A 19,002-nucleotide genomic window follows, 5' to 3' on the forward strand; every position below is an offset into this window, starting at 1 on the left:
GCCACCCGCGCCTACAGCGCCACCTCCTGACCAACCACCCCCCCCACGGGCCGGCCCCACCGGGGCCGGCCCTTCGTCGTCCCCACCCCACCCCCGCCCCGGGGATGCGACAACATCGGGGATGTTGCTGTGTCACGCCATGGGCCAGGCAGCAACATCCCCGATGTTGCTGCCTGGCCACGCCCCGGCGCTCAGACACGACGGTGCTCGGGGTGGTGGGTGGTGAGGGTCAGTGGGTGGTCGGGGTGAGGAACTCCAGGCGGTTGCCGTGGGCGTCGTGGGTGTGGAAGCGGCGCAGCCCGGGCAGTTCGTCGTCACCCCAGGTGACCGGATAACCCGCGGCGCCCAGCCGGGCGGCGAGGGTGTCGAGGTCGGGCCGCAGCAGAGCGGGGTGCGCCTTGCGCGCCGGGCGGAAGTCGTCTTCCACGCCCAGGTGCAGTTCGGCACCGTACCCACGGAACCAGCAACCACCGCGGGCCGCGAGGGTTGGCGGCTTGGCCAGCTCGGTGAGGCCGAGGATGTCGACGTAGAAGGCCCGCGACAGGTCCTCCGAGCCCCGGGGGCAGGCGAGCTGTACGTGGTGGATCATGTGTCACCTCCCGTCCACACGATGACACCGGGTTGCGTGAATAGCAAGACGGACGTACGGTTTTGTTGACGGCGAGAATCGGCGGTAAGTGTTGCCTAACCACGGCGGCACTCCGACCGGTGCGAAAGACTGCTCAGGACTACTCACGGTCGCTGGTGTGAAGGAGTACGACGTGGCGAGCCTCGACACCTTCGGTGCGAAGACCCAGCTACGCGTCGGAGACGCGAGCTACGAGATTTTCAGGATCAGCCAGGTGGAGGGCCACGAACGGCTCCCCTACAGCCTGAAGATCCTGCTGGAGAACCTGCTGCGGACCGAGGACGGCGCGAACATCACCGCCGAACACATCCGCCAGCTCGGTGCGTGGGACCCGACCGCGGACCCGAACGTCGAGATCCAGTTCACCCCGGCACGGGTGCTGATGCAGGACTTCACCGGCGTACCCTGCGTGGTCGACCTGGCCACCATGCGTGAGGCCGTCCGCGAACTCGGCGGCGACCCGACCAAGGTGAACCCCCTCGCCCCCGCCGAGCTGGTCATCGACCACTCCGTCATCGCCGACCTGTTCGGCCGCGAGGACGCCTTCGAGCGCAATGTGGAGCTGGAGTACGCGCGCAACAAGGAGCGCTACCAGTTCCTGCGCTGGGGCCAGAGCGCCTTCAACGAGTTCAAGGTGGTCCCGCCGGGCACCGGCATCGTGCACCAGGTCAACATCGAGTACCTGGCCCGTACGGTGATGGAGCGCGGCGGCCAGGCGTACCCGGACACGGTCGTCGGCACCGACTCGCACACCACGATGGTCAACGGCCTGGGCGTGCTGGGCTGGGGCGTCGGCGGCATCGAGGCCGAGGCCGCCATGCTGGGCCAGCCGGTCAGCATGCTGATCCCGCGGGTCGTCGGCTTCAAGCTCTCCGGCGAGATGCCGGCCGGCACCACCGCCACCGACCTGGTCCTCACCATCACCGAGATGCTGCGCAAGCACGGCGTGGTCGGCAAGTTCGTCGAGTTCTACGGCCCCGGTGTGAGCGCGGTGCCGCTGGCCAACCGGGCCACCATCGGCAACATGTCCCCGGAGTACGGCTCCACCGTCGCGATCTTCCCGATCGACGCCGAGACCGTCCGCTACCTGGAGCTGACCGGCCGCGACCCGCAGCAGGTCGCCCTGGTCGAGGCGTACGCCAGGGAGCAGGGCCTCTGGCACGACCCGGCCCACGAGCCGGTCTACTCCGAGCACCTGGAACTCGACCTCGGCACGATCGAGCCCTCACTCGCCGGACCGAAGCGCCCGCAGGACCGGGTGCCGCTCGGCAACGCCAAGACCCTGTTCCGCTCCGCGCTCACCGACTACGTGGCCGCCGACGAGACCGGTGGTGACCCGGGCCGCAAGCCGGGCGTGCCGCAGCAGGAGCAGCCGTACGGTGTGACCGGCCACGCCGACGAGGCCAGCGCCGAGTCGTTCCCGGCCAGCGACGCCCCCGCCAACGGTGTCAACGACCCGGCTGACGCGCCCCGCGACCTGGTCAACGCCGCCGTCGGCTCCGGCGGACGGGCCAGCAACCCGATCCGGGTCACCGGCGACGACGGCACCGAGTTCGAGCTGGACCACGGTGCCGTGGTGATCGCCGCGATCACCTCCTGCACCAACACCTCGAACCCGCAGGTGATGATCGGTGCTGCGCTGCTCGCCCGCAACGCCGTGGACAAGGGCCTGAACCGCAAGCCGTGGGTGAAGACCACCCTCGCGCCCGGCTCCAAGGTCGTCATGGACTACTACGAGCGGGCCGGTCTCACGCCGTACCTGGAGAAGCTCGGCTTCCACCTGGTCGGCTACGGCTGCACCACCTGCATCGGCAACTCCGGCCCGCTGCCGGAGGAGATCTCCGCCGCGGTGAACGAGGCCGACCTCGCGGTCGTCTCGGTGCTCTCCGGCAACCGCAACTTCGAAGGCCGGATCAACCCGGACGTGAAGATGAACTACCTGGCGTCCCCGCCGCTGGTGGTGGCGTACGCCCTCGCCGGCACGATGGACATCGACCTGGCCAACGAGCCGCTCGGTGAGGACAGCGAGGGCAACCCGGTCTTCCTGCGCGACATCTGGCCGAACACCGCCGAGATCCAGGACGTGATCGCCTCCGCGATCGGCGCCACCGGCTTCAGCTCCGCCTACGCCGACGTCTTCGCCGGTGACGAGCGCTGGCAGTCCCTGCCGACCCCGACCGGGGACACCTTCGCCTGGGACGGCGACTCCACCTACGTCCGCAAGCCCCCGTACTTCGAGGGCATGCAGCAGCAGCCGGAGCCGGTGACCGACATCGCCGGTGCCCGGGTGCTGGCCAAGCTCGGCGACTCGGTGACCACCGACCACATCTCGCCGGCCGGTTCCATCAAGGCCGACTCCCCCGCCGGCACGTACCTCGCCGAGCACGGCGTGCCCCGCCACGAGTTCAACTCGTACGGCTCCCGCCGGGGCAACCACGAGGTGATGATCCGGGGCACCTTCGCCAACATCCGGCTGCGTAACCAGCTGGTCCCAGGGGTGGAGGGCGGCTTCACCGTCAACCACCTGACCGGGGAGCAGAGCTCGATCTACGACGCCTCCATGGCCTACCAGGAGGCGGGCGTGCCGCTTGTCATCCTGGCCGGCAAGGAGTACGGCTCCGGCTCGTCGCGGGACTGGGCGGCCAAGGGCACCATGCTGCTCGGTGTGCAGGCGGTCATCGCCGAGTCGTACGAGCGGATCCACCGCTCCAACCTGATCGGGATGGGCGTGCTGCCGCTGCAGTTCCCCACCGGAGAGAACGCCGACTCGCTGGGGCTGACCGGCACCGAGACGTTCACCATCACCGGGGTGACCGCCCTCAACGACGGCGACACTCCGCGCACGGTGAAGGTCACCACCGACGGCGGCGTGGAGTTCGACGCGGTGGTGCGGATCGACACCCCGGGCGAGGCGGACTACTACCGGCACGGCGGCATCCTGCAGTACGTGCTGCGCCGCATGATCGCCAACTGACCGGAATGGCGTGAGGGCTCCCACCCCGGCGGGTGGGAGCCCTCAGTCGTGTGGTGGCGCCCCGTCACTCGGCGCGACGCGCGTCCCGGATCTTCATGGCGTGCTCCACAAGCGTGATGAGCACCTCCTTGGCCGACTCCCGCTGCCGGGCGTCGCAGAGCAGCACCGGCACCTCCGGGTCGAGGTTCAGCGCCGCCTGCACCTCGTCGAGCCGGTACTGCCGGGCTCCTTCGAAGCAGTTGACCGCGACGAGGAACGGTGTCCCCCGACCCTCGAAGTAGTCGATGGAGGGGAAGCAGTCGGCCAGCCGACGGGTGTCGGCCAGCACCACCGCGCCGATCGCGCCGAGTGCCAGCTCGTCCCAGACGAACCAGAACCGGTCCTGACCCGGGGTGCCGAACAGGTACAGCACCAGGTCGTCGCTGATGGTGATGCGACCGAAGTCCATCGCGACGGTGGTGGTCCGCTTCGTCTCCACGCCGGCCAGGTCGTCGATGCCCACGCCCGATTCGGTGAGCACCTCCTCGGTCCGCAGCGGGCGCGTCTCACTTACCGCACCGACCATCGTGGTCTTACCCACCCCGAAGCCGCCGGCGATCAGAATCTTGATCGCTGTGGGCAGCGCGGCCGCACCCGACGGCCGCTCAGAGTGCCCGTAGTCCATTGATAACCGCCTCGAAGATGCTGTGGTCGGGTAGTCCGACGGTGGTGTGCGGCTCGCGGATCTGTACCAGGTTGCGCGCCACCAGATCGCCGAGCAGGACCCGTACGGTGCCTACCGGCAGGTCCAGGTGTGCCGCGATCTCGGCGACGGACTGCATCCGCTGGCACAGGCCGACGATCGCCAGGTGCTCCGGGCCCAGTCCGATCTCCGGAGAGACGTCCTTACGGGTGGCCGTCACCAGGGAGATCAGATCGAACGTGCCGGTGACCGGACGGGCCCGGCCGCCGGTCACCGCGTACGGACGAACCACCGGACCAGCATGGTCGTCCACCCACTGGTGGTCGGCGGAATCTCCCTGCACCGTCATATGGGTTACTTCTCCCCGTTGGTCTGCTCGGCTGACCGTGACGGCGACGCGACGTACTTGCCGACCCGGGTGACCAGCATGGCCATCTCGTACGCGATCAGACCGACGTCGGCGTCCTCACTGGCCAGCACCGCCAGGCAGGCGTTGCGGCCGGCGGCTGTGACGAACAGGAACGACGACTGCATCTCGATGATCGTCTGCTGCACCTGCCCGCCGCCGAACCGCTTGCCGGCGCCACGGGCCAGGCTCTGGATGCCGGCCGCCATCGCCGCCAGGTGCTCACCGTCGTCGCGGCTGAGCCCCTGCGAGGAGGCCATCAGCAGACCGTCGGCGGACAGCGCGACCGCGTGCTCGGCCTGCTTGACCCGGCCAACCAGATCATCCAGCAACCACGTCAGGTCGGCACTCGAAGCCGTCTTCTGCGCCACTTCGTCGTCCCTCTTCTCCCCCGGCTCATCGCCGTGCTCACTTGGGCCTGACCGTTCTCACCCGGCTTGCCGGGCAACGCACCCCGGTCAGGTCGCCTGTTGATCGGCGTCATCGGACTCATCGTCGTGCCCGGGCCGACCGCCAGTACCGAGCAGCCGTGCGGCGTCGGTGCGTCCCCGCCGGGTGCCGGTCTGGTACGAACTCATCATGCGCCGAACCTGTTCCGGCTCGCGGATCACGTCGTCGCCCTCCTCCGTCGCCTCGGGCTCGGCCCGCAGCGCCGGCGCCAGGCTCGCCTGGCGTACCCGGACCGGTAGGCCCGACTCGGTGCGGTCCAGCTCGATCTCGGCAGCCGTGGGGCCGCCCGGATCGGCCGGGTTCACCGGCGGCTCGGCCGGCTGGCCCGCGACCGGACCGGTCCCGGGGCCCGGCTCCGCCGGCCGGTGCGGCGGCCACGGCATGCCGTCGCCGGACGCGGAGGTGACCGGCAGTTCGATCGGGATGGTCGGTCCGTCCAGGGCGGCGGAGTGCCCTGGACGGCGCCGCGACCTGGTCGGCAGCCCGGATCCGTCGGCACCGTCACCGGCAGCGAGCTGGACCTCCGCCGGGGCCCGCCCGCCGGTTCCGGTCGCGCCACCGGCACCGGCGGCATGCGACTCGGCGTCGGGCTCGGCCGTCGGCCGTCCGGTGGGAGCCGTCGGTGCGGCGAGGGCCACCGGTGCGGCAGCCCGCTCGGCCGGTCCGGTCGGGGCGGGTCCGGCGGCCAGCGCCGGGGCGCCCGCCCGGTTTCCTCCAGTCACGCTCGACGCGGCCTCGTCCACGATGATCAGATTGCTCGGGATCAACACCACGGCCGTCGTTCCGCCGTACGCGGACTCCTTGAGCCGGACCCGCACGCCGTGCCGGTCGGTCAACCGGCTCACCACGTAGAGGCCCAGCCGGGACGCGTCGGCGAGGTTCAGCTCGGAACGGTCCACGATGCGGTGGTTGGCGGCGGCGAGGTCGTCCTCGGTCATGCCCAGACCGCGGTCCTCGATCTCGATGGCGAATCCGTTGGCGACAAGTTGTCCGCGCACCTCGACGCTCGTGTGCGGCGGGGAGAACGACAGTCCGTTCTCGATCAGTTCGGCGAGCAGGTGGATGACGTCACCGACGGCCCGTCCGGCCAGTGAAACACCGCCGATCGGAAGCACTGTGACGCGGGTGTAGTCCTCGACCTCACCGACCGCGCCGCGGACCACGTCCACCATCGGGACGCTGCGACGCCAGGCCCGGCCGGGCGTGGAGCCGGAGAGCACGATCAGGTTCTCCGCGTTGCGGCGCATCCGGGTGGCCAGGTGGTCGACGCGGAACAGGTCTTCCAGCTCCTCGGCGTCCTGCTCGCGCCGCTCCATCGAGTCGAGCAGGGTGAGCTGGCGGTGCACCAGGGCCTGGGTACGCCGGGCCAGGCTCAGGAACACCTCGCGTACGGCCCGGCGCAGCTCGGCCTGTTCGACAGCGGTGCGGACGGCGGTCTCCTGCACCACGTTGAAGGCCCGACCCACCTGGCCGATCTCGTCGTCGCCGAAGCGCAGCGGCGGCGCCTCCTTGGCGATGTCCACCTGCTCACCGCGCCCGAGCCGCTCCACCACGCTCGGCAGCCGTTCGTTGGCGAGTTGGAACGCGGCGTCGCGCAGTCGTTGCAGCTGCTGCACCAGGGCCCGTGCGGTGGTGATCGAGACGACCACCGAGGCGATGACCGCGAGCAGACCGAGACCGGCGGCGAGCACCAGCCGCACGATGACCCCGATCGCGACAGGCGTGGCGTTCTTGACGATGTCGTCACCGCCGGCCAGCACCACGTCACCGATCTCGATCAACGCCGGGCCGGTGGTGTCGGCCCACTCCGAGGTCGAGAACGGCACCCGGGAGGTGCCGTTGCCGGTCATGATCTGGTTTTCCAGATCGGTGAGCCGCCGGAAGTTCGCCCCGGTGACCATCTGCTCGTAGCGGCGCTGGTCGGCGTCGGGCAGCCGGACGATCGCCTGTTCGGCGACGAACTGTCGGGCACCGACGACCCGGGTGAACTCGGCCCGCTCGACCGGGGTGATCCGGCCCGCGGCGAGCACGCCGGCCAGCAGGGCGTCCTCCTGGGAGAGCAGTTCCCGGGCCCGGTTGAGCCGGATCAGCTGTGCGGTGTCCTCGGCGACCTGGTCGTCGTCGAGATTGCCGAGTTCGTCGTAGACCTCGTAGATCGACTCGATCAGCTCGGTGAACGCCCCACCGGCGTCGCTGCGGCCGATGTTGCGCCCGTCGACGGCGGTACGCGTCTCGGGCAGCGCAGCCAGTTGCTGCTTCAACTCAGCGATCCGGTCGTGCAGCGCGTCACTGCCGAGCAGACCGACCTGCCAGTTGTCGGTCGACTCGGCGAACTCGGCGGCCAACTGGTCGGTACGCTCGCGCAGCCGCGTCAGCTCCGCCAACTGCGCCTCGTCCGGGCGTCCGAGATAGACCAGCGAGGTGCGCCGTTCCAGCTGCAACTGCAGCAGCAGCGGCTCGGTGGGATCGAACACCTGCACGTCGAGCGCCTGCACGCCGAGCAGGTTGACACCATCCCGGACGGTGACCCAGGCGGTGAAGCCCCAGAGCGCCACCAGCGAGGCCAACAGGGCCACTACCTTGGTACGCAGATTCGTACTGCGGGAACCCATTACACCGTCCCTGGCCCTGAGCTAGTTGATCGGTCAGTCAGGAGTGCGTCACACAGCACACCGACCCCGGCGCAACCTAACAGCGTCACCGCATCAACTCAAGCGCTCGTGATCATGCCCTGGTCGGCCCGGGTCACCCGCCGCAGGTACACCGTCCGAAGGCGGTCCGGCGGCCCCGAGCGCCAGCCGCCGCGCCGCCAGCACCGCCGACCGTACGATGACCAGCGGCGCGTAGAGATCCTTGTCGTGCCACAGTGGAGGATATTCGGTCGCGTCGACGGGCAGGTGCGCCAGTGCCCGGCGCACGACCACTGGCACCCCGGGTCGGCTTCGCTGGCCCGTGGCCAGCAGGATGTGCACCGCGTAGGCGGTCTCCTCGGCCGTGCTCGACCAGCGTCCCCAGCCGCCGTCGGCGCGCTGCGTCGCCAACACCCAGTCCACTGCCCGGTCGAGGCTGTCGGTTGCCGTACCGGGCGGTGCGTATCCGGCCAGGGCCAGCACCACGCAACAGGTGGCGTAGTACGGCGAGGCGTGCCACCGGTCCGCCCAGTGCCCGTCCGGCTGTTGCTGGTCGGACAGCCAACCCGCGAGCGCCGCCACCCGGGCCCGGTACCGGCCGGCGCCGTCCCGGGTGTGCCGGGCGTGCCAGCCCAGCGCCTCCAGCACGTGCGCGTTCGTGGTGACCGAGTGCCCGTCTTCCCCTCGCCAGGTGCAGAAGTGGCTGCCCAGGTCATAGTGGACCAGGCTGACCGGATCCACCGGACGACCCAGCCGGGCGAGGGCGTACAGCGTCGCCGAGGTGGTGTCGGCGTCGGCGGGCAGCCCGGGGCCGGTCGCCGCGCCGGGCGACCCGAGTGCGGCCGCCAACTCGGCCACCAGCCCCGGCGACGGCCGGACCGGCAGCCCCACCCGGGTCAGCGTGGCCAGGGTCCAGGACCGCTCGAAGACGGTGATCGGGGTGCAGCAGGGCACCGGGCCACCGTGCCGGGCCACCACGTCGTCGAGATACGTCCGGGCGGCCTGCTCCACCGAGGGACGGTGCCCCAGCCAGGCCGCCGTGGCCGCCGGTGAGGCGCCCACCGCCCCGGCCACCGGTCCGACCTCGGTGCGGCCGGCGGCCGCCGGGCCCAGCACCTCGTAGGCGTGCCACAACTTGTCCGGCACCGGCCGGTCGGTGCCGAGCAGCGCGCCGACCGCGTCGAGCCGCCGTCGGTCCACCCTGGGCAGCGCGCGGGGCGCCCCGGTCACCGCCGGGTCGTTCCCGTCGTGCAGCCGGGCCAGGTGGGCGTCGATCCTGGCCGCCAGGGCCGGCACGATCAGGTCCGCCGCCGGGGTGTCCGGCATGGACGCATCGGCGTCGAGTCGCCGGGCCAGGGCGATCAGCCCGCGAATGCCGGCCACGGCCAGGTCCGCCCGGGTGAGTCCGGCAGGCTCGGCCGGATCGGCCCGAACCAGTTCGGCCAGCAACGCCTCCACCGCGCTCGCCGTCGGCACCAGGGCGTAGCCACCGGCCCCACCCCAGGCGCCGTCGGCACCCTGCTGCCCCAGCAGGTACGCCAGCCGCCGTCCGTGCCCGGTGAGCCACGGCGCGTCGGCGACGAGCCGGCCGGTCTCGTACACCGAGGTGCTCACCTGTCCGTGTGGTTCCCGTTCGAGCTGCGCGACCAGGTCGGCCGCCGCGTCGACGACGGCCGACGTCGACGCGCCCGAGGTGGTGACCGTCGGGGCCGTCACGGCGTACCCCAGAAGTCGGTGGAGCGGTAGAAGCCGCTGCTGAAGCCGATCTGCCGGGCCAGGTAGTCGGCGGCCACCGGGCAGCTCTCGCGCAGCGGTGCGAGCATCCGGCGGGTCTGCGCCACCAGGTCGGCGATCCGCCGTTCGACGTCGGCCCGGGGTACCAGCATCAACGCGTTGAGGTCTCCCCAGCGCAGATCCCGCTCGTAGGTGCCGAGGTCGTTTACCAGCCGCAGGATCCGCTGCACCTGGTCGCTGGCCGCGAGCAGCGGGTCCAACTGTTTGAGCGTCCCCGGGTCGCCGACGTGGATCCAGTGCCCGACGTTCACCACCGTGCAGGCGAGGTTGGCGGAGTTGGCCAGGTAGTCCTCGAAGTCGGGCAACTGGTCGGGGGTCTGTTTCCAGTCCCACTCCCGGGCCATCGCGGTGAGGACGGTGCGTATCTCCTCGCGCCAGCGATCCTGGTGCGTGGCGAAGGCCGGCGCCGTGGCGAGCTCGTCGCGTAGCTCGGCGAGGAAGGCCCCGAGGTGGTCGCCCTCCTCGGGGCGGGCTCCGTCGGCCACCGCCAGGCATCGGGCCGTCAGCTTGTCGATTTCGTCGCGGGAGCGGGCCTCGTGGTCGACAAGCCAGTCGACGGCGAAACCCCACAGCACCATCCGGTTGGTGACGCGTAGCTGGTCGAGATCACACCAGGGGGCGCCGAAGGCGATGGCCATGGCCACGTTGCCGAACAGCGCAGCGTCGAACGGCCGGACGGGAAACAGCTCGGGGTACGCGGCGGCGACCTTCGCCAGGTCACGTTGGCCCTTCGCGGCAAGGGCGCAGATACGGCCCTGCTCGGCAGCCATGCTCATCTGATCGTCGCCGGTGGCCGACGACGATCCGGGCAGCGGGCTCACGCCGCGACGCTCTGCGCCGGTCGCAGGGTCACCTCGACGCGTTCGAGCGGACGCAGGGCCGCCGCCACCTTGATGCCGGGGATGGCGGCGCGTCGCAGCCGGAACCGGAACCGGCTCAGCAGGGTGGCCACGATCAGCGTCGCTTCCAGGTAGAACAGGTGCATTCCGAGGCACTGGTGCGGTCCGCCGCCGAACGGGAAGTGCGCGTACTTGGGTCGCGAGCGGACCAGGTCGGGGCTGAACCGGTCGGGGTCGAAGACCTCGGGTCGGTCCCAGAACTGCGACATCCGGTGGGTGATCAGCGGGCTGACCACGAGGGTGGAGCCGGCCGGTATCCGGACCCCGCCCACGACGTCCTCCTCGACCGCCATTCGCGGGAAGAGCCAGCCGATCGGGTAGAGCCGCAGCAGTTCGTCGAGCACCTGGCGGGTGTAGCGCAGTTCGCGCAGGTGTTCGCGGCGCACCGGCTGGTCGCCGACCACCCGGTCGATCTCCTCGTAGAGTCGGGTGGCGACGGTCGGGTCCCGCTCGATGTGCGGCCAGAGCCAGGTGAGGACGCTGATCGTGGTCTCGGTGGTGGTGGCGACCATGGCCACCGTGTCGTTGCGTACCTGGCGTTCGTCGAGCCGGCCGCCGTCCTCGGTCCGTCCCCGCCACAGGGTCGCGATGATGTCGTCCGAGTCGCTCTCCGCGCTGTCGCGGGCCGCCCGGATGGTCGGCAGCAGCAGATCGTCGATGAGCCGCACGGCGCGACGGAATGCCCGGTCGCCGGGCATGGGTGCGGCAAGTGGGGCCCACGGCACGATGATCCTGGGCATCACGGAGGTGGCGATGGCGTCCTGCGCCTCCATGATCCGCATCGCGTCCGGTACCGAGATCCGGTCGGCGAAGAAGACCCGCATGATGGCCGAGCAGACGATCTGGGCCTGCGCGGTGCCCATGTCCACCGGTTGCCCGGTACGGGCCGGCTCCGCCAACTCGTCGATGGCGTCCTCGATGGCCACGGCGAGGCGGTCGATCAGCCCGTCGATGCGGCGGGCGGTGAACAGCGGCTGGAGAATCTGCCGACTGTTCGTCCAGTGTTCACCGTCGCTCAGGATGCCTTCGCCGAACAGCCGCTTGAGCGGACGCCACTGTAGACCGTCGCCGGCCCGGACGTAGTTGTCGGACTTCTCGCGCAGCACGCGCTGGAGGTGATCGGGGTGGGTGATCAGGTAGGGACGGAACGAGCCGAGGTTGAGCCGGACGACCTCGCCGCCGGAGCGCTCACCGAAGTCGACCAGGGCACGCGCGGGGTCGCGCAGCAGGTTCGGCAACACATGTCGCAGGGGTACGGATCCCGCTTGTCTGCTCTGGACTGACATGACGTGGTCGGCTCCCACCTGAAAGGCCCCAGGGGTGCGGGGCATTACTCTTCGAGTTGCCACGGTTGCAATGAGCATGACATTGCACCAGCGATTCTCACTAGTCGCGTGGCGAGAAATCTTCATGGTCGACATTCCCGCTGTCCACTACAGACCTGGCTCGTCCGATGCCCCGGCGCCGACCGGGTTCGATGCCCTCGGCGACGGTGACACCGCGCCGGAGGAGCGACCCCGAAACACGATCTGCCTGCCCAGCGCCCACGCAGGCGGAAACAACGATCCGCAGGTGGCGGCCACGGCGTCGATGTTCGCCCGCGCCCCTACCCCACCCGCCGCCGGTCGCGTGATCTACGTCATGCCGGCCGGGTCCACCGACCTCGGCAGGCCGAGCGGCACGGCCGCGAGCGCCCGACGGGTCGCCCGACCGGGAGCGCCCATCCGTGGGATTCGCCGACGGGAATGCGGGCCGCGGTCGGTCTCGCTGTGCCAGGCTCAGAGACATGGACGACAACACCATCCTGAGCCGGATCTCCGACCTGGTCGACGAGGAGCACCGGCTGCGCGCACAGGCGCAGGCCCACGAGACGGGCACCGACGACGAGGCCCGCACCCGCCTGCGTGAGCTGGAGGAATCCCTCGACCAGTGCTGGGACCTGCTGCGCCGCCGCCGCGCCGCCCGGCAGGCCCATGGCGATCCCGAGGCCCAGGGTGCCCGCCCCGTGTCCGAGGTCGAGCGGTATCTGCAGTAGGTCCCGCCCAGCCTCACCTCGCGGTCCGTCGGATACCGGTTGGGCAGGTGCCGCGCGGTCAGGTCGAGCAGGATCCGGTAGCCGCGCACGGGCTCCGGGTGGCGGTCGCCGCCACCCGGAGCCCGTCGGATCAGGCCAGGCCGGCCTCGCGGCACAGCAGTTCGGTCAGCACGGTCGGGTCCGCGAGGTCCGCCGGCAGGCCCCGGGCGGCGAACCAGTGGGCGACGATCCGAACATCGCGGGCCAGGAACTCCCGCCCCTGCGGGTTCACCACCACGTCTACCACCTGCGGCAGGTCGATCAACGCCAGTCGCCCCGCGTGCACCAGCAGGTTGTACGGCGACAGGTCACCGTGCGCGTACCCGGCCCGGGCCAGGACGACAAGTGCGTCGACCAACTGCCCCCACAGCTCACGCAGCTCGGCCGGGGCGGGGCGCAGCTCGGCCAGCCGGGGCGCAGCCGTTCCCTCGTCGGCATCGCCGAGGAACTCCAGCATCAGCTCGGTGCCCCGCAGCTGCACCGGGTACGGCACGGTGATCGTGCCGTAGCGGTTACCGATCTCCCAGAGCCGGCTCAGGGCGGCGAACTCCGCCGCCGCCCACTGTCCGGCGATCATCTGCCGGCCGAACGCCGTCCGACCGGTCATCGCCCGCATCTCCCGTGAGCGGCGCACCCGGCGCCCTTCGAGGTACCCGGCGTCGCGGTGGAAGAGCCGGTGCCGGGGGTCCCGGTAGCGTTTCGCCGCCAGGAGGCAGGACCGGTCGGTGCCGGGGAGACCCCGGCGCACCAGGTGGACGTCGGCCTCCTTGCCGGTCTTGAGCACACCGAGTTCGGTGTCCTTCGCGGCCAGCTCGGTGACCAGCCACTCCGGGTGGGGCGATGGGCCGTGTACCGCCCCGTCCCAGGAGGACCACGTCTCGTCGGTCTCCGGGTCGGGCTCGTCGGTGTCGGCAGGAGCGGGGCCGGTCGGGCGGCCGCGCTTCAGGAACTGCGGTTCGTCGTCGTCGAAGCGGCGTCGGCCGCGGGTACGGCGCTCGGGCGCCGGAAAGTCGTGATCGCGCATCGTGCTGGTGATCCCTTTGTCGAGGTGTGGGGAGGCAGGAAGTGACAGGCGAAGACAGCCATGACCAACCCCCTCTCCTCGACCGGGCGCGCCCGGGGTGCACGATGCGCGGACCATGCTCGTCGGCAGTTCCGCCCCGGTCAACCGAATTAGGGCGCGTGCCCTCGGGCCGGGCCCGGCTGCGCCGGGCGAGCCCGATGAAACGAGTCCCAGCGACTCAGGCGCCCATGATTTCGGCGATGGCGGCGATCACGGTGTCCACCGTCGCCGTGGGCGCGAACCGGGCGTCGGTCCAGGGACGGCCCCGGTGCAGCCAGATGCTGGGCAGACCGACGGCGGTGGCGCCGCCGATGTCCGCCTCCGGGCCGTCCCCGACCACCCAGGCGCCGCGCAGTGGCATCCTGGCCCGCTGCGCGGCGAGCGCGAAGATGCGAGGGTTGGGTTTGCTGACCCCGGCCTCCTCGGAGATCACCCAGTCAGCGATGTAGCGGTCCAACCCGGTACGGCGGATCTTGGCGTCCTGCTGCCGAACCGCGCCGTTGCTCACCACGACGGGCATCCAGCCGGCGTCGTCGGCGATCCGCAGGGCGCACGCCACCAGCGGGTCCAGCCGGGTGAACTCGACGACCCCGTCGTGCAGTTCCTCCACCAGGTCGATGGAGGGGATCCGCAACCGGTAGCGATCCCGGATCGCGTCCGCCACGTCCCAGCGATCAGTCAATCCGTCAGCGTCAATGGACAGCAGCCACTCGATATCGTGCGGTGGCGCTCCGATGCCGTCGAGGAAGCGCTCTGCCCAGGTGCGGAACGGCCCGGCCCGGTCGAGCAGGGTGTTGTCCAGGTCCAGCAGGAGCAGCGGCACTCGGGCACCTTACGGGAATCGGGTACCTCGCCGACAGGGCGGAAGGTTACGCGGTGGTGTCGGGCGGGGACAGCCGTCACGCGCGCGGCCCCGACCGCACTGAACCAAGCCGTACGTACGGTTTGCGTCAGCAGGGGGGAGCTGACACGATCGACACGTGCCCAGAGTAAGCCAGGACCAGCTCGACGCCCGCCGACAGGAGATCCTCGCCGCCGCGCGAGGCTGCTTCGCCCGGCACGGCTACGAGGGCGCGACCGTGCGTCGCCTGGAGGAAGCCACAGGCCTTTCCCGCGGAGCGATCTTCCACCACTTCCGGGACAAGGACTCCCTCTTCCTCGCCGTCGCCGAGGACGACGCCGCGACGATGGTGGAGACGGTCGCCCGCAACGGACTCGTCCAGGTGATGCGTGACCTGCTCGCCCGGGCGGTCTCCCCGGACACCACCGGATGGCTCGGCAGCCAGCTGGAGGTGTCCCGGCGGCTGCGTACCGACCCGGCCTTCGCCACCCGCTGGGCCCAGCGGTCGGCCGCCATCGCCGAGGCGACCCGGGACCGACTGGCCCGTCAACGGGAGGCCGGCGTGCTCCGCGAAGACGTCCCCATCGACGTACTGGCCCGCTTCCTCGAACTCGCCTACGACGGGTTGGTGCTGCACCTGGCCATGGGCCGGCCGGCCGGGGACCTGGGCGCGGTGCTCGATCTGGTCGAGGAAGCGGTACGCCGACGCTGACCTCGTCAGGTAACGAGAAGATAACTCGACCGTCCGGGCAGCCGGATGCTGGCATCGCCGCTCCACAATGAAGCCGCGTTCCCTCGCGTGACAGGAGCAGGCCATGACGGGTTTCGCGGTCGACTACGACACCTGGGGTGTTCCCGGTCCCACCTTCATCACGCTCTACCTGGTGGCCACGGTGCTCACCGTCGCCGTCGTGCTGATCCGCCGTCGGACACTGCTGGGCGGCAGTTCCGCCCCGCCCGCCGACCAACTGAACCCGCAGCAGGTCGCCTACCTCAACGGCGGTGCGGACTTCGCCGTCTGGACCTCGCTGGGCGCCCTGCGCAGCCAGGGCGCGATCGGCGTCGACCCGGAACGCCGGCTGACCGCCGACGGTCCGCTGCCGTCCGCCGCCACCCCCCTCGACCGGGCCATCCACTACGCCGCGACGCAGCGCACCCCGGCCCGGGACGTGCGGCGCACCGAGTGGGTCGAGCGCGCCCTCACCGAGCTGCGCGACGGGCTCGACAAGCGCGGTCTCGCGCTCGGTCCGGACCGGCGAGCCGCCCTGCGCCACGGTCCGCTGCTGCTGGTCGCGCTGTTGGTGCTCGGTGTCGTGCGGATCGTCGCCGGGCTCGCCAACGACCGCCCGGTCTGGTACCTGGTGCTCACCGTCCTCGCCCTCGGCGCACTGACCACCGTGCTGCTCGTCCGGGTGCCCCGGCGTACCCGGGCAGCCGAGGCCGCGCTCCGGACACTGCGCCAGCGCAACCGGCACCTCGCACCCGCCTCGAACCCGGCGTACGCCACCTATGGAGCGGCGGGAGCGGGCATGGCGGTGGCCCTCTACGGCACCGCGTCGCTCTGGGCACTCGATCCGGCCTTCGCCCAGCAGGCGCAGATCCAACGCCACGTCGCGGCTGGCGGCGCGAGTTCCACCGGAGGATGTGGCGGTGGCAGCACCGCAGGCGCCAGCGGCTGCGGTGGTGGCAGCAGCTGCGGTGGTGGTGGTGGTGGCGGAGGCTGCGGCGGCGGAGGCTGCGGCGGATGACCGCCCCGCACGGCGTGGGCATCGGCTGGCGCCCGGAGATCGCCGGATTCGTCGCCGAACTGCCCGGCCTTCGCTTCGTCGAGGTGATCGCCGAGTCGGTGCCGACCGCCGGGCCGCCACCGGACGACCTGGTCGAGCTACGCGAACGCGGCGTCACAGTCGTACCCCACGGCGTGCGGCTCTCCCTCGGCGGCGCGGAACCGGTCGACCCGGCCCGGGTCGCCCACCTGGCGGCGGTCGCACAGCTACTGGCGGCTCCCCTGGTCAGCGAGCACATCGCCTTCGTCCGGGCCGGTGGTCTGGAGGCGGGCCACCTGCTGCCGCTACCGCGCACCCACGAGGCGGTCGACGCGGTCTGCGCCAACATCGCCCGCGCCCAGGCGGACCTGCCGGTGCCGATCGCGCTTGAGCCGATCGCCGCCCTGTTCGACTGGCCGGACGACGAACTCGACGAGGCGGCGTTCCTCAACGAGATCCTGGAACGCACCGGAGCGCTGCTGCTGCTCGACGTCGCCAACGTGTACGCCAACGCCCGCAACCGGGGCACCGACCCGGTCGCGCTGCTGGACCGGCTGCCCCTGGAACGGGTGGCTTACCTGCACGTCGCGGGCGGCGCCGAGCGCGGCGGCTTCTACCACGACACGCACACCGACCCGATCGGGCGGGAGGTGTTGGAGCTGCTCACCGAGCTGTGCGCCCGGCACCGCCCACCGGCGGCGCTGCTGGAGCGCGACGGGCACTACCCGGCGGCGGCCGAGCTTCGTACCGAACTGGACGCCGTCGCCGTCGCCTGCGGCTTCCCGGTGGTGACGTGACGCCGGCCGGGGCTGGGCCTGCCGGCCCGACCGAACCGCCGGCCGCGACGCCAGTCGGATCGCTCGCCGCGCGGCAGGCGGAGCTGGTCGCGGCCCTGGTCGCCGACGGTCCGCCGCCGCCCGGCTTCGCACCCGGCCCGCTGGCCGCCGCCCGCGCCGCGCTGCTGCGCAAGCGGGCCGGCGAGGTCGCCCGGCACTGGCCGCTGCTCGCCGCCGGGCTCGGCCCCGCCTGGCCCACGGCGTTCAGCGAATGGGCGGCCGGCCGACCCGGCGGCGGCGGGTTCCGCGACGGCTGGGATCTGGCCCGCGCGCTGCGCACCCGCGCCGCCCTGCCGCCGCTGGGCGCGGAGGAACTGGCCGTCCGGGAGGCGGAGTTCCGCTACGACGGGCACCGCGCACCGCGCCGCCGCCGCTCCCCCGCCCTCGGACGAGCCGGCGGCGCCATCGCCGTCCAGGTCGCCGGGCGGGTACGCCTGCTGCGCCCAGCTCGTCCCTGAACCGCGCTCCGGCACCACACCGGGGCTGTTTCCCGCCGGGCGGGCTGGGGCAGGATCGTCGCCATGGATCTCGGACTTACCGATCGGGTGTACGTGCTCACCGGCGCCTCCCGTGGACTTGGTTACGCCACCGCGCAGTGCCTGGTGGCCGACGGCGCCCGGGTGGTGCTCTCCGCCCGGCATACCGACGCGGTGGAGGCCGCCGTGGCCGGCCTCGGCGGACCCGACCGGGCCGTCGGCGTCACCGCCGACCTGGCGGACCCGGCGACACCCGAACGGCTGCTGACGACCGCGCAGCGTCACTTCGGCCGCATCGACGGTGCCCTGGTCTCCGTCGGCGGACCGCCCGCCGGCAGCGCCGCGTCGGTCGACGACGAACAGTGGCGGCAGTCCTTCGAGACAGTCTTCCTCGGCAGCGTCCGCACGGTACGAACGGTCGCCGCCGCGCTGCCCGAAGGCGGTGCCATCGCGCTGGTGCTCTCCACCTCGGCCCGCGGGCCGGTACCCGGGTTGGGCATCTCCAACGGCCTACGACCAGGTCTTGCCGGCGTGGCCAAGGATGTCGCCGACGAGTACGGCCCGCGTGGCGTGCGGGTGGTCGGCCTGTTGCCGGGACGAATCCTGACCGACCGCAACCGGGAACTCTTCGCCGCCACCGGCGACCCCGCACAGGCCCGCGCCGAGGCGGAGGCCGGCATCCCGCTGCGCCGCATCGGTGAACCAGCCGAGTTCGGTCGGGTCGCCGCCTTCGTGCTCTCCCCCGCAGCCAGCTACCTCACCGGCGTCACCGTCCCGGTCGACGGCGGCGCACTGCGCGGCCTGTGACCGCCGGACAGCCGCCCCGCCTCGACCGGCGAGCCACCTCCGGCAGGTCGGCGAACCCGTCTCGACCGGGCGGCGAGGAACCGCGGCGACGACAGTACCCGCGCCCGAGCCGGGAGGAGCTGGCCGCAGCGGCCGACAAGACCATCCCGGACGTCGTCGCCGTCGGGCTCGACGTGCTCTTCGTCGGAATCAACCCCGGGCTCTGGTCGGCGGCGACCGGGTGGCACTTCGCCCGCCCCGGCAACCGGTTCTGGCCCGCCCTGCACCGGGGCGGGTTCACCCCACGGCTGCTGCACCCCAGCGAGCAGGACCACCTGCCGGCACTCGGGCTCGGCATAACGAACATGGTGGCCCGGGCCAGCGCCCGCGCCGACGAGCTGACCGCCGCTGAACTGGTCGACGGCGCGCGACAGCTCACCGACAAGGTGGCCCGGTACCGGCCACGCTGGGTCGCGGTGGTCGGGGTCACCGCGTACCGGGTCGGCTTCGCGCGACCGAAGGCGGGTTTCGGGCCACAACCGGAGCAGTTGGCCGACGCCCGGCTGTGGGTGCTGCCCAACCCCAGCGGCCTGAACGCCCACTACACCCCGCAGACCCTCGGTGCCGCCTTCGCCGAACTCCACTCGGCGACCCTCGGGTGAACCGGCGGGCCGGCTGTCGGTCTGGACCAGCAGCC

18 protein-coding genes are annotated in these 19,002 nt (G+C 71.7%); 8 read left to right on the plus strand and 10 right to left on the minus strand.

The annotated features are described in order from the left end of the window. Window positions 1-229 precede the first annotated feature (229 nt). Complete coding sequence (locus AB0I71_RS14835; protein ID WP_357584729.1) at window positions 230-589, minus strand: VOC family protein; 360 nt, start codon at window positions 587-589, stop codon at window positions 230-232. A 157-nt stretch (window positions 590-746) separates the two neighbouring features. Between AB0I71_RS14835 and AB0I71_RS14840 the strand changes: the two genes are divergently transcribed. After that, window positions 747-3,602: an aconitate hydratase gene (locus AB0I71_RS14840; RefSeq protein ID WP_357584731.1), complete on the plus strand. Its 2,856-nt coding sequence runs from the start codon at window positions 747-749 to the stop codon at window positions 3,600-3,602. Window positions 3,603-3,666: 64 nt separating this feature from the next. On the opposite strand, the gene AB0I71_RS14845 is transcribed toward AB0I71_RS14840, so the two are convergent. From AB0I71_RS14845 to AB0I71_RS14875, 7 genes are all read right to left on the minus strand, one after another. After that, window positions 3,667-4,266, minus strand: a complete 600-nt coding sequence (locus AB0I71_RS14845; protein WP_357584733.1) for an ATP/GTP-binding protein — start codon at window positions 4,264-4,266, stop codon at window positions 3,667-3,669. Then, the gene (locus AB0I71_RS14850) at window positions 4,247-4,633 is read right to left on the minus strand and encodes a DUF742 domain-containing protein (RefSeq protein WP_357584735.1); all 387 of its coding nucleotides are present in this window, start codon (window positions 4,631-4,633) and stop codon (window positions 4,247-4,249) included. Before AB0I71_RS14850 ends, AB0I71_RS14845 begins: the two co-directional genes overlap by 20 nt. A 5-nt stretch (window positions 4,634-4,638) precedes the next feature. Further along, window positions 4,639-5,061: a roadblock/LC7 domain-containing protein gene (locus AB0I71_RS14855; protein ID WP_341716732.1), complete on the minus strand. Its 423-nt coding sequence runs from the start codon at window positions 5,059-5,061 to the stop codon at window positions 4,639-4,641. Between the two features lie 87 nt (window positions 5,062-5,148). Further along, window positions 5,149-7,752 (minus strand): nitrate- and nitrite sensing domain-containing protein, encoded by a 2,604-nt coding sequence (locus AB0I71_RS14860; RefSeq protein ID WP_357584738.1) that lies wholly within the window; start codon window positions 7,750-7,752, stop codon window positions 5,149-5,151. 93 nt (window positions 7,753-7,845) lie between these two features. Further along, window positions 7,846-9,486, minus strand: a complete 1,641-nt coding sequence (locus AB0I71_RS14865) for a prenyltransferase/squalene oxidase repeat-containing protein (RefSeq protein ID WP_357584740.1) — start codon at window positions 9,484-9,486, stop codon at window positions 7,846-7,848. Then, window positions 9,483-10,340, minus strand: a complete 858-nt coding sequence (locus tag AB0I71_RS14870) for a terpene synthase family protein (protein WP_357585239.1) — start codon at window positions 10,338-10,340, stop codon at window positions 9,483-9,485. Before AB0I71_RS14870 ends, AB0I71_RS14865 begins: the two co-directional genes overlap by 4 nt. A gap of 41 nt (window positions 10,341-10,381) precedes the next feature. Next, a complete protein-coding gene (locus tag AB0I71_RS14875) occupies window positions 10,382-11,749 on the minus strand; it encodes a cytochrome P450 (protein WP_357584742.1) in 1,368 nt (455 codons plus the stop codon). Between the two features lie 500 nt (window positions 11,750-12,249). Here AB0I71_RS14875 and AB0I71_RS14880 point away from each other — a divergent pair, with 500 nt between their 5' ends. Beyond that, window positions 12,250-12,498 carry a DUF2630 family protein gene (locus AB0I71_RS14880; RefSeq protein ID WP_357584744.1) on the plus strand — a complete coding sequence of 83 codons (249 nt, stop codon included), beginning with the start codon at window positions 12,250-12,252 and terminating at the stop codon, window positions 12,496-12,498. Window positions 12,499-12,628: 130 nt separating this feature from the next. On the opposite strand, the gene AB0I71_RS14885 is transcribed toward AB0I71_RS14880, so the two are convergent. Continuing rightward, a complete protein-coding gene (locus AB0I71_RS14885) occupies window positions 12,629-13,561 on the minus strand; it encodes an RIO1 family regulatory kinase/ATPase (RefSeq protein WP_357584746.1) in 933 nt (310 codons plus the stop codon). 217 nt (window positions 13,562-13,778) lie between these two features. After that, window positions 13,779-14,423, minus strand: coding sequence for an HAD family hydrolase (locus AB0I71_RS14890; RefSeq protein ID WP_357584748.1), 645 nt, complete (start codon window positions 14,421-14,423; stop codon window positions 13,779-13,781). A gap of 157 nt (window positions 14,424-14,580) precedes the next feature. On the opposite strand from AB0I71_RS14890, the gene AB0I71_RS14895 reads away from it, so the two are divergent. From AB0I71_RS14895 to mug, 6 genes are all read left to right on the plus strand, one after another. After that, window positions 14,581-15,153 (plus strand): helix-turn-helix domain-containing protein, encoded by a 573-nt coding sequence (locus AB0I71_RS14895; RefSeq protein WP_357584750.1) that lies wholly within the window; start codon window positions 14,581-14,583, stop codon window positions 15,151-15,153. 103 nt (window positions 15,154-15,256) lie between these two features. Then, window positions 15,257-16,189 (plus strand): TIGR04222 domain-containing membrane protein, encoded by a 933-nt coding sequence (locus tag AB0I71_RS14900; protein ID WP_357584752.1) that lies wholly within the window; start codon window positions 15,257-15,259, stop codon window positions 16,187-16,189. Then, window positions 16,186-17,004, plus strand: a complete 819-nt coding sequence (locus AB0I71_RS14905; RefSeq protein WP_357584754.1) for a DUF692 domain-containing protein — start codon at window positions 16,186-16,188, stop codon at window positions 17,002-17,004. The genes AB0I71_RS14900 and AB0I71_RS14905 overlap by 4 nt, the downstream gene beginning before the upstream one ends. 83 nt (window positions 17,005-17,087) lie before the next feature. Further along, window positions 17,088-17,501: a hypothetical protein gene (locus AB0I71_RS14910; RefSeq protein ID WP_357585241.1), complete on the plus strand. Its 414-nt coding sequence runs from the start codon at window positions 17,088-17,090 to the stop codon at window positions 17,499-17,501. 63 nt (window positions 17,502-17,564) lie between these two features. After that, window positions 17,565-18,326, plus strand: coding sequence for an SDR family oxidoreductase (locus AB0I71_RS14915; protein ID WP_357584756.1), 762 nt, complete (start codon window positions 17,565-17,567; stop codon window positions 18,324-18,326). Between the two features lie 119 nt (window positions 18,327-18,445). Further along, window positions 18,446-18,967 (plus strand): G/U mismatch-specific DNA glycosylase, encoded by a 522-nt coding sequence (mug, locus tag AB0I71_RS14920; protein WP_357585243.1) that lies wholly within the window; start codon window positions 18,446-18,448, stop codon window positions 18,965-18,967. The last annotated feature ends 35 nt before the right edge of the window (window positions 18,968-19,002 follow it).

This window comes from Micromonospora sp. NPDC049891 (genome assembly GCF_040660295.1).
Classification (GTDB): Bacteria; Actinomycetota; Actinomycetes; order Mycobacteriales; family Micromonosporaceae; genus Micromonospora.

What these genes read in the sequence shown, in the direction of transcription:
- AB0I71_RS14835 (WP_357584729.1), bottom strand. Translation starts at nt 589, where the DNA reads ATGATCCACCACGTACAGCTCGCCTGCCCCCGGGGCTCGGAGGACCTG.
- AB0I71_RS14845 (WP_357584733.1), bottom strand. Translation starts at nt 4,266, where the DNA reads ATGGACTACGGGCACTCTGAGCGGCCGTCGGGTGCGGCCGCGCTGCCC.
- AB0I71_RS14850 (WP_357584735.1), bottom strand. Translation starts at nt 4,633, where the DNA reads ATGACGGTGCAGGGAGATTCCGCCGACCACCAGTGGGTGGACGACCAT.
- AB0I71_RS14860 (WP_357584738.1), bottom strand. Translation starts at nt 7,752, where the DNA reads ATGGGTTCCCGCAGTACGAATCTGCGTACCAAGGTAGTGGCCCTGTTG.
- AB0I71_RS14870 (WP_357585239.1), bottom strand. Translation starts at nt 10,340, where the DNA reads ATGAGCATGGCTGCCGAGCAGGGCCGTATCTGCGCCCTTGCCGCGAAG.
- AB0I71_RS14875 (WP_357584742.1), bottom strand. Translation starts at nt 11,749, where the DNA reads ATGTCAGTCCAGAGCAGACAAGCGGGATCCGTACCCCTGCGACATGTG.
- AB0I71_RS14880 (WP_357584744.1), top strand. Translation starts at nt 12,250, where the DNA reads ATGGACGACAACACCATCCTGAGCCGGATCTCCGACCTGGTCGACGAG.
- AB0I71_RS14885 (WP_357584746.1), bottom strand. Translation starts at nt 13,561, where the DNA reads ATGCGCGATCACGACTTTCCGGCGCCCGAGCGCCGTACCCGCGGCCGA.
- AB0I71_RS14900 (WP_357584752.1), top strand. Translation starts at nt 15,257, where the DNA reads ATGACGGGTTTCGCGGTCGACTACGACACCTGGGGTGTTCCCGGTCCC.
- AB0I71_RS14905 (WP_357584754.1), top strand. Translation starts at nt 16,186, where the DNA reads ATGACCGCCCCGCACGGCGTGGGCATCGGCTGGCGCCCGGAGATCGCC.
- AB0I71_RS14915 (WP_357584756.1), top strand. Translation starts at nt 17,565, where the DNA reads ATGGATCTCGGACTTACCGATCGGGTGTACGTGCTCACCGGCGCCTCC.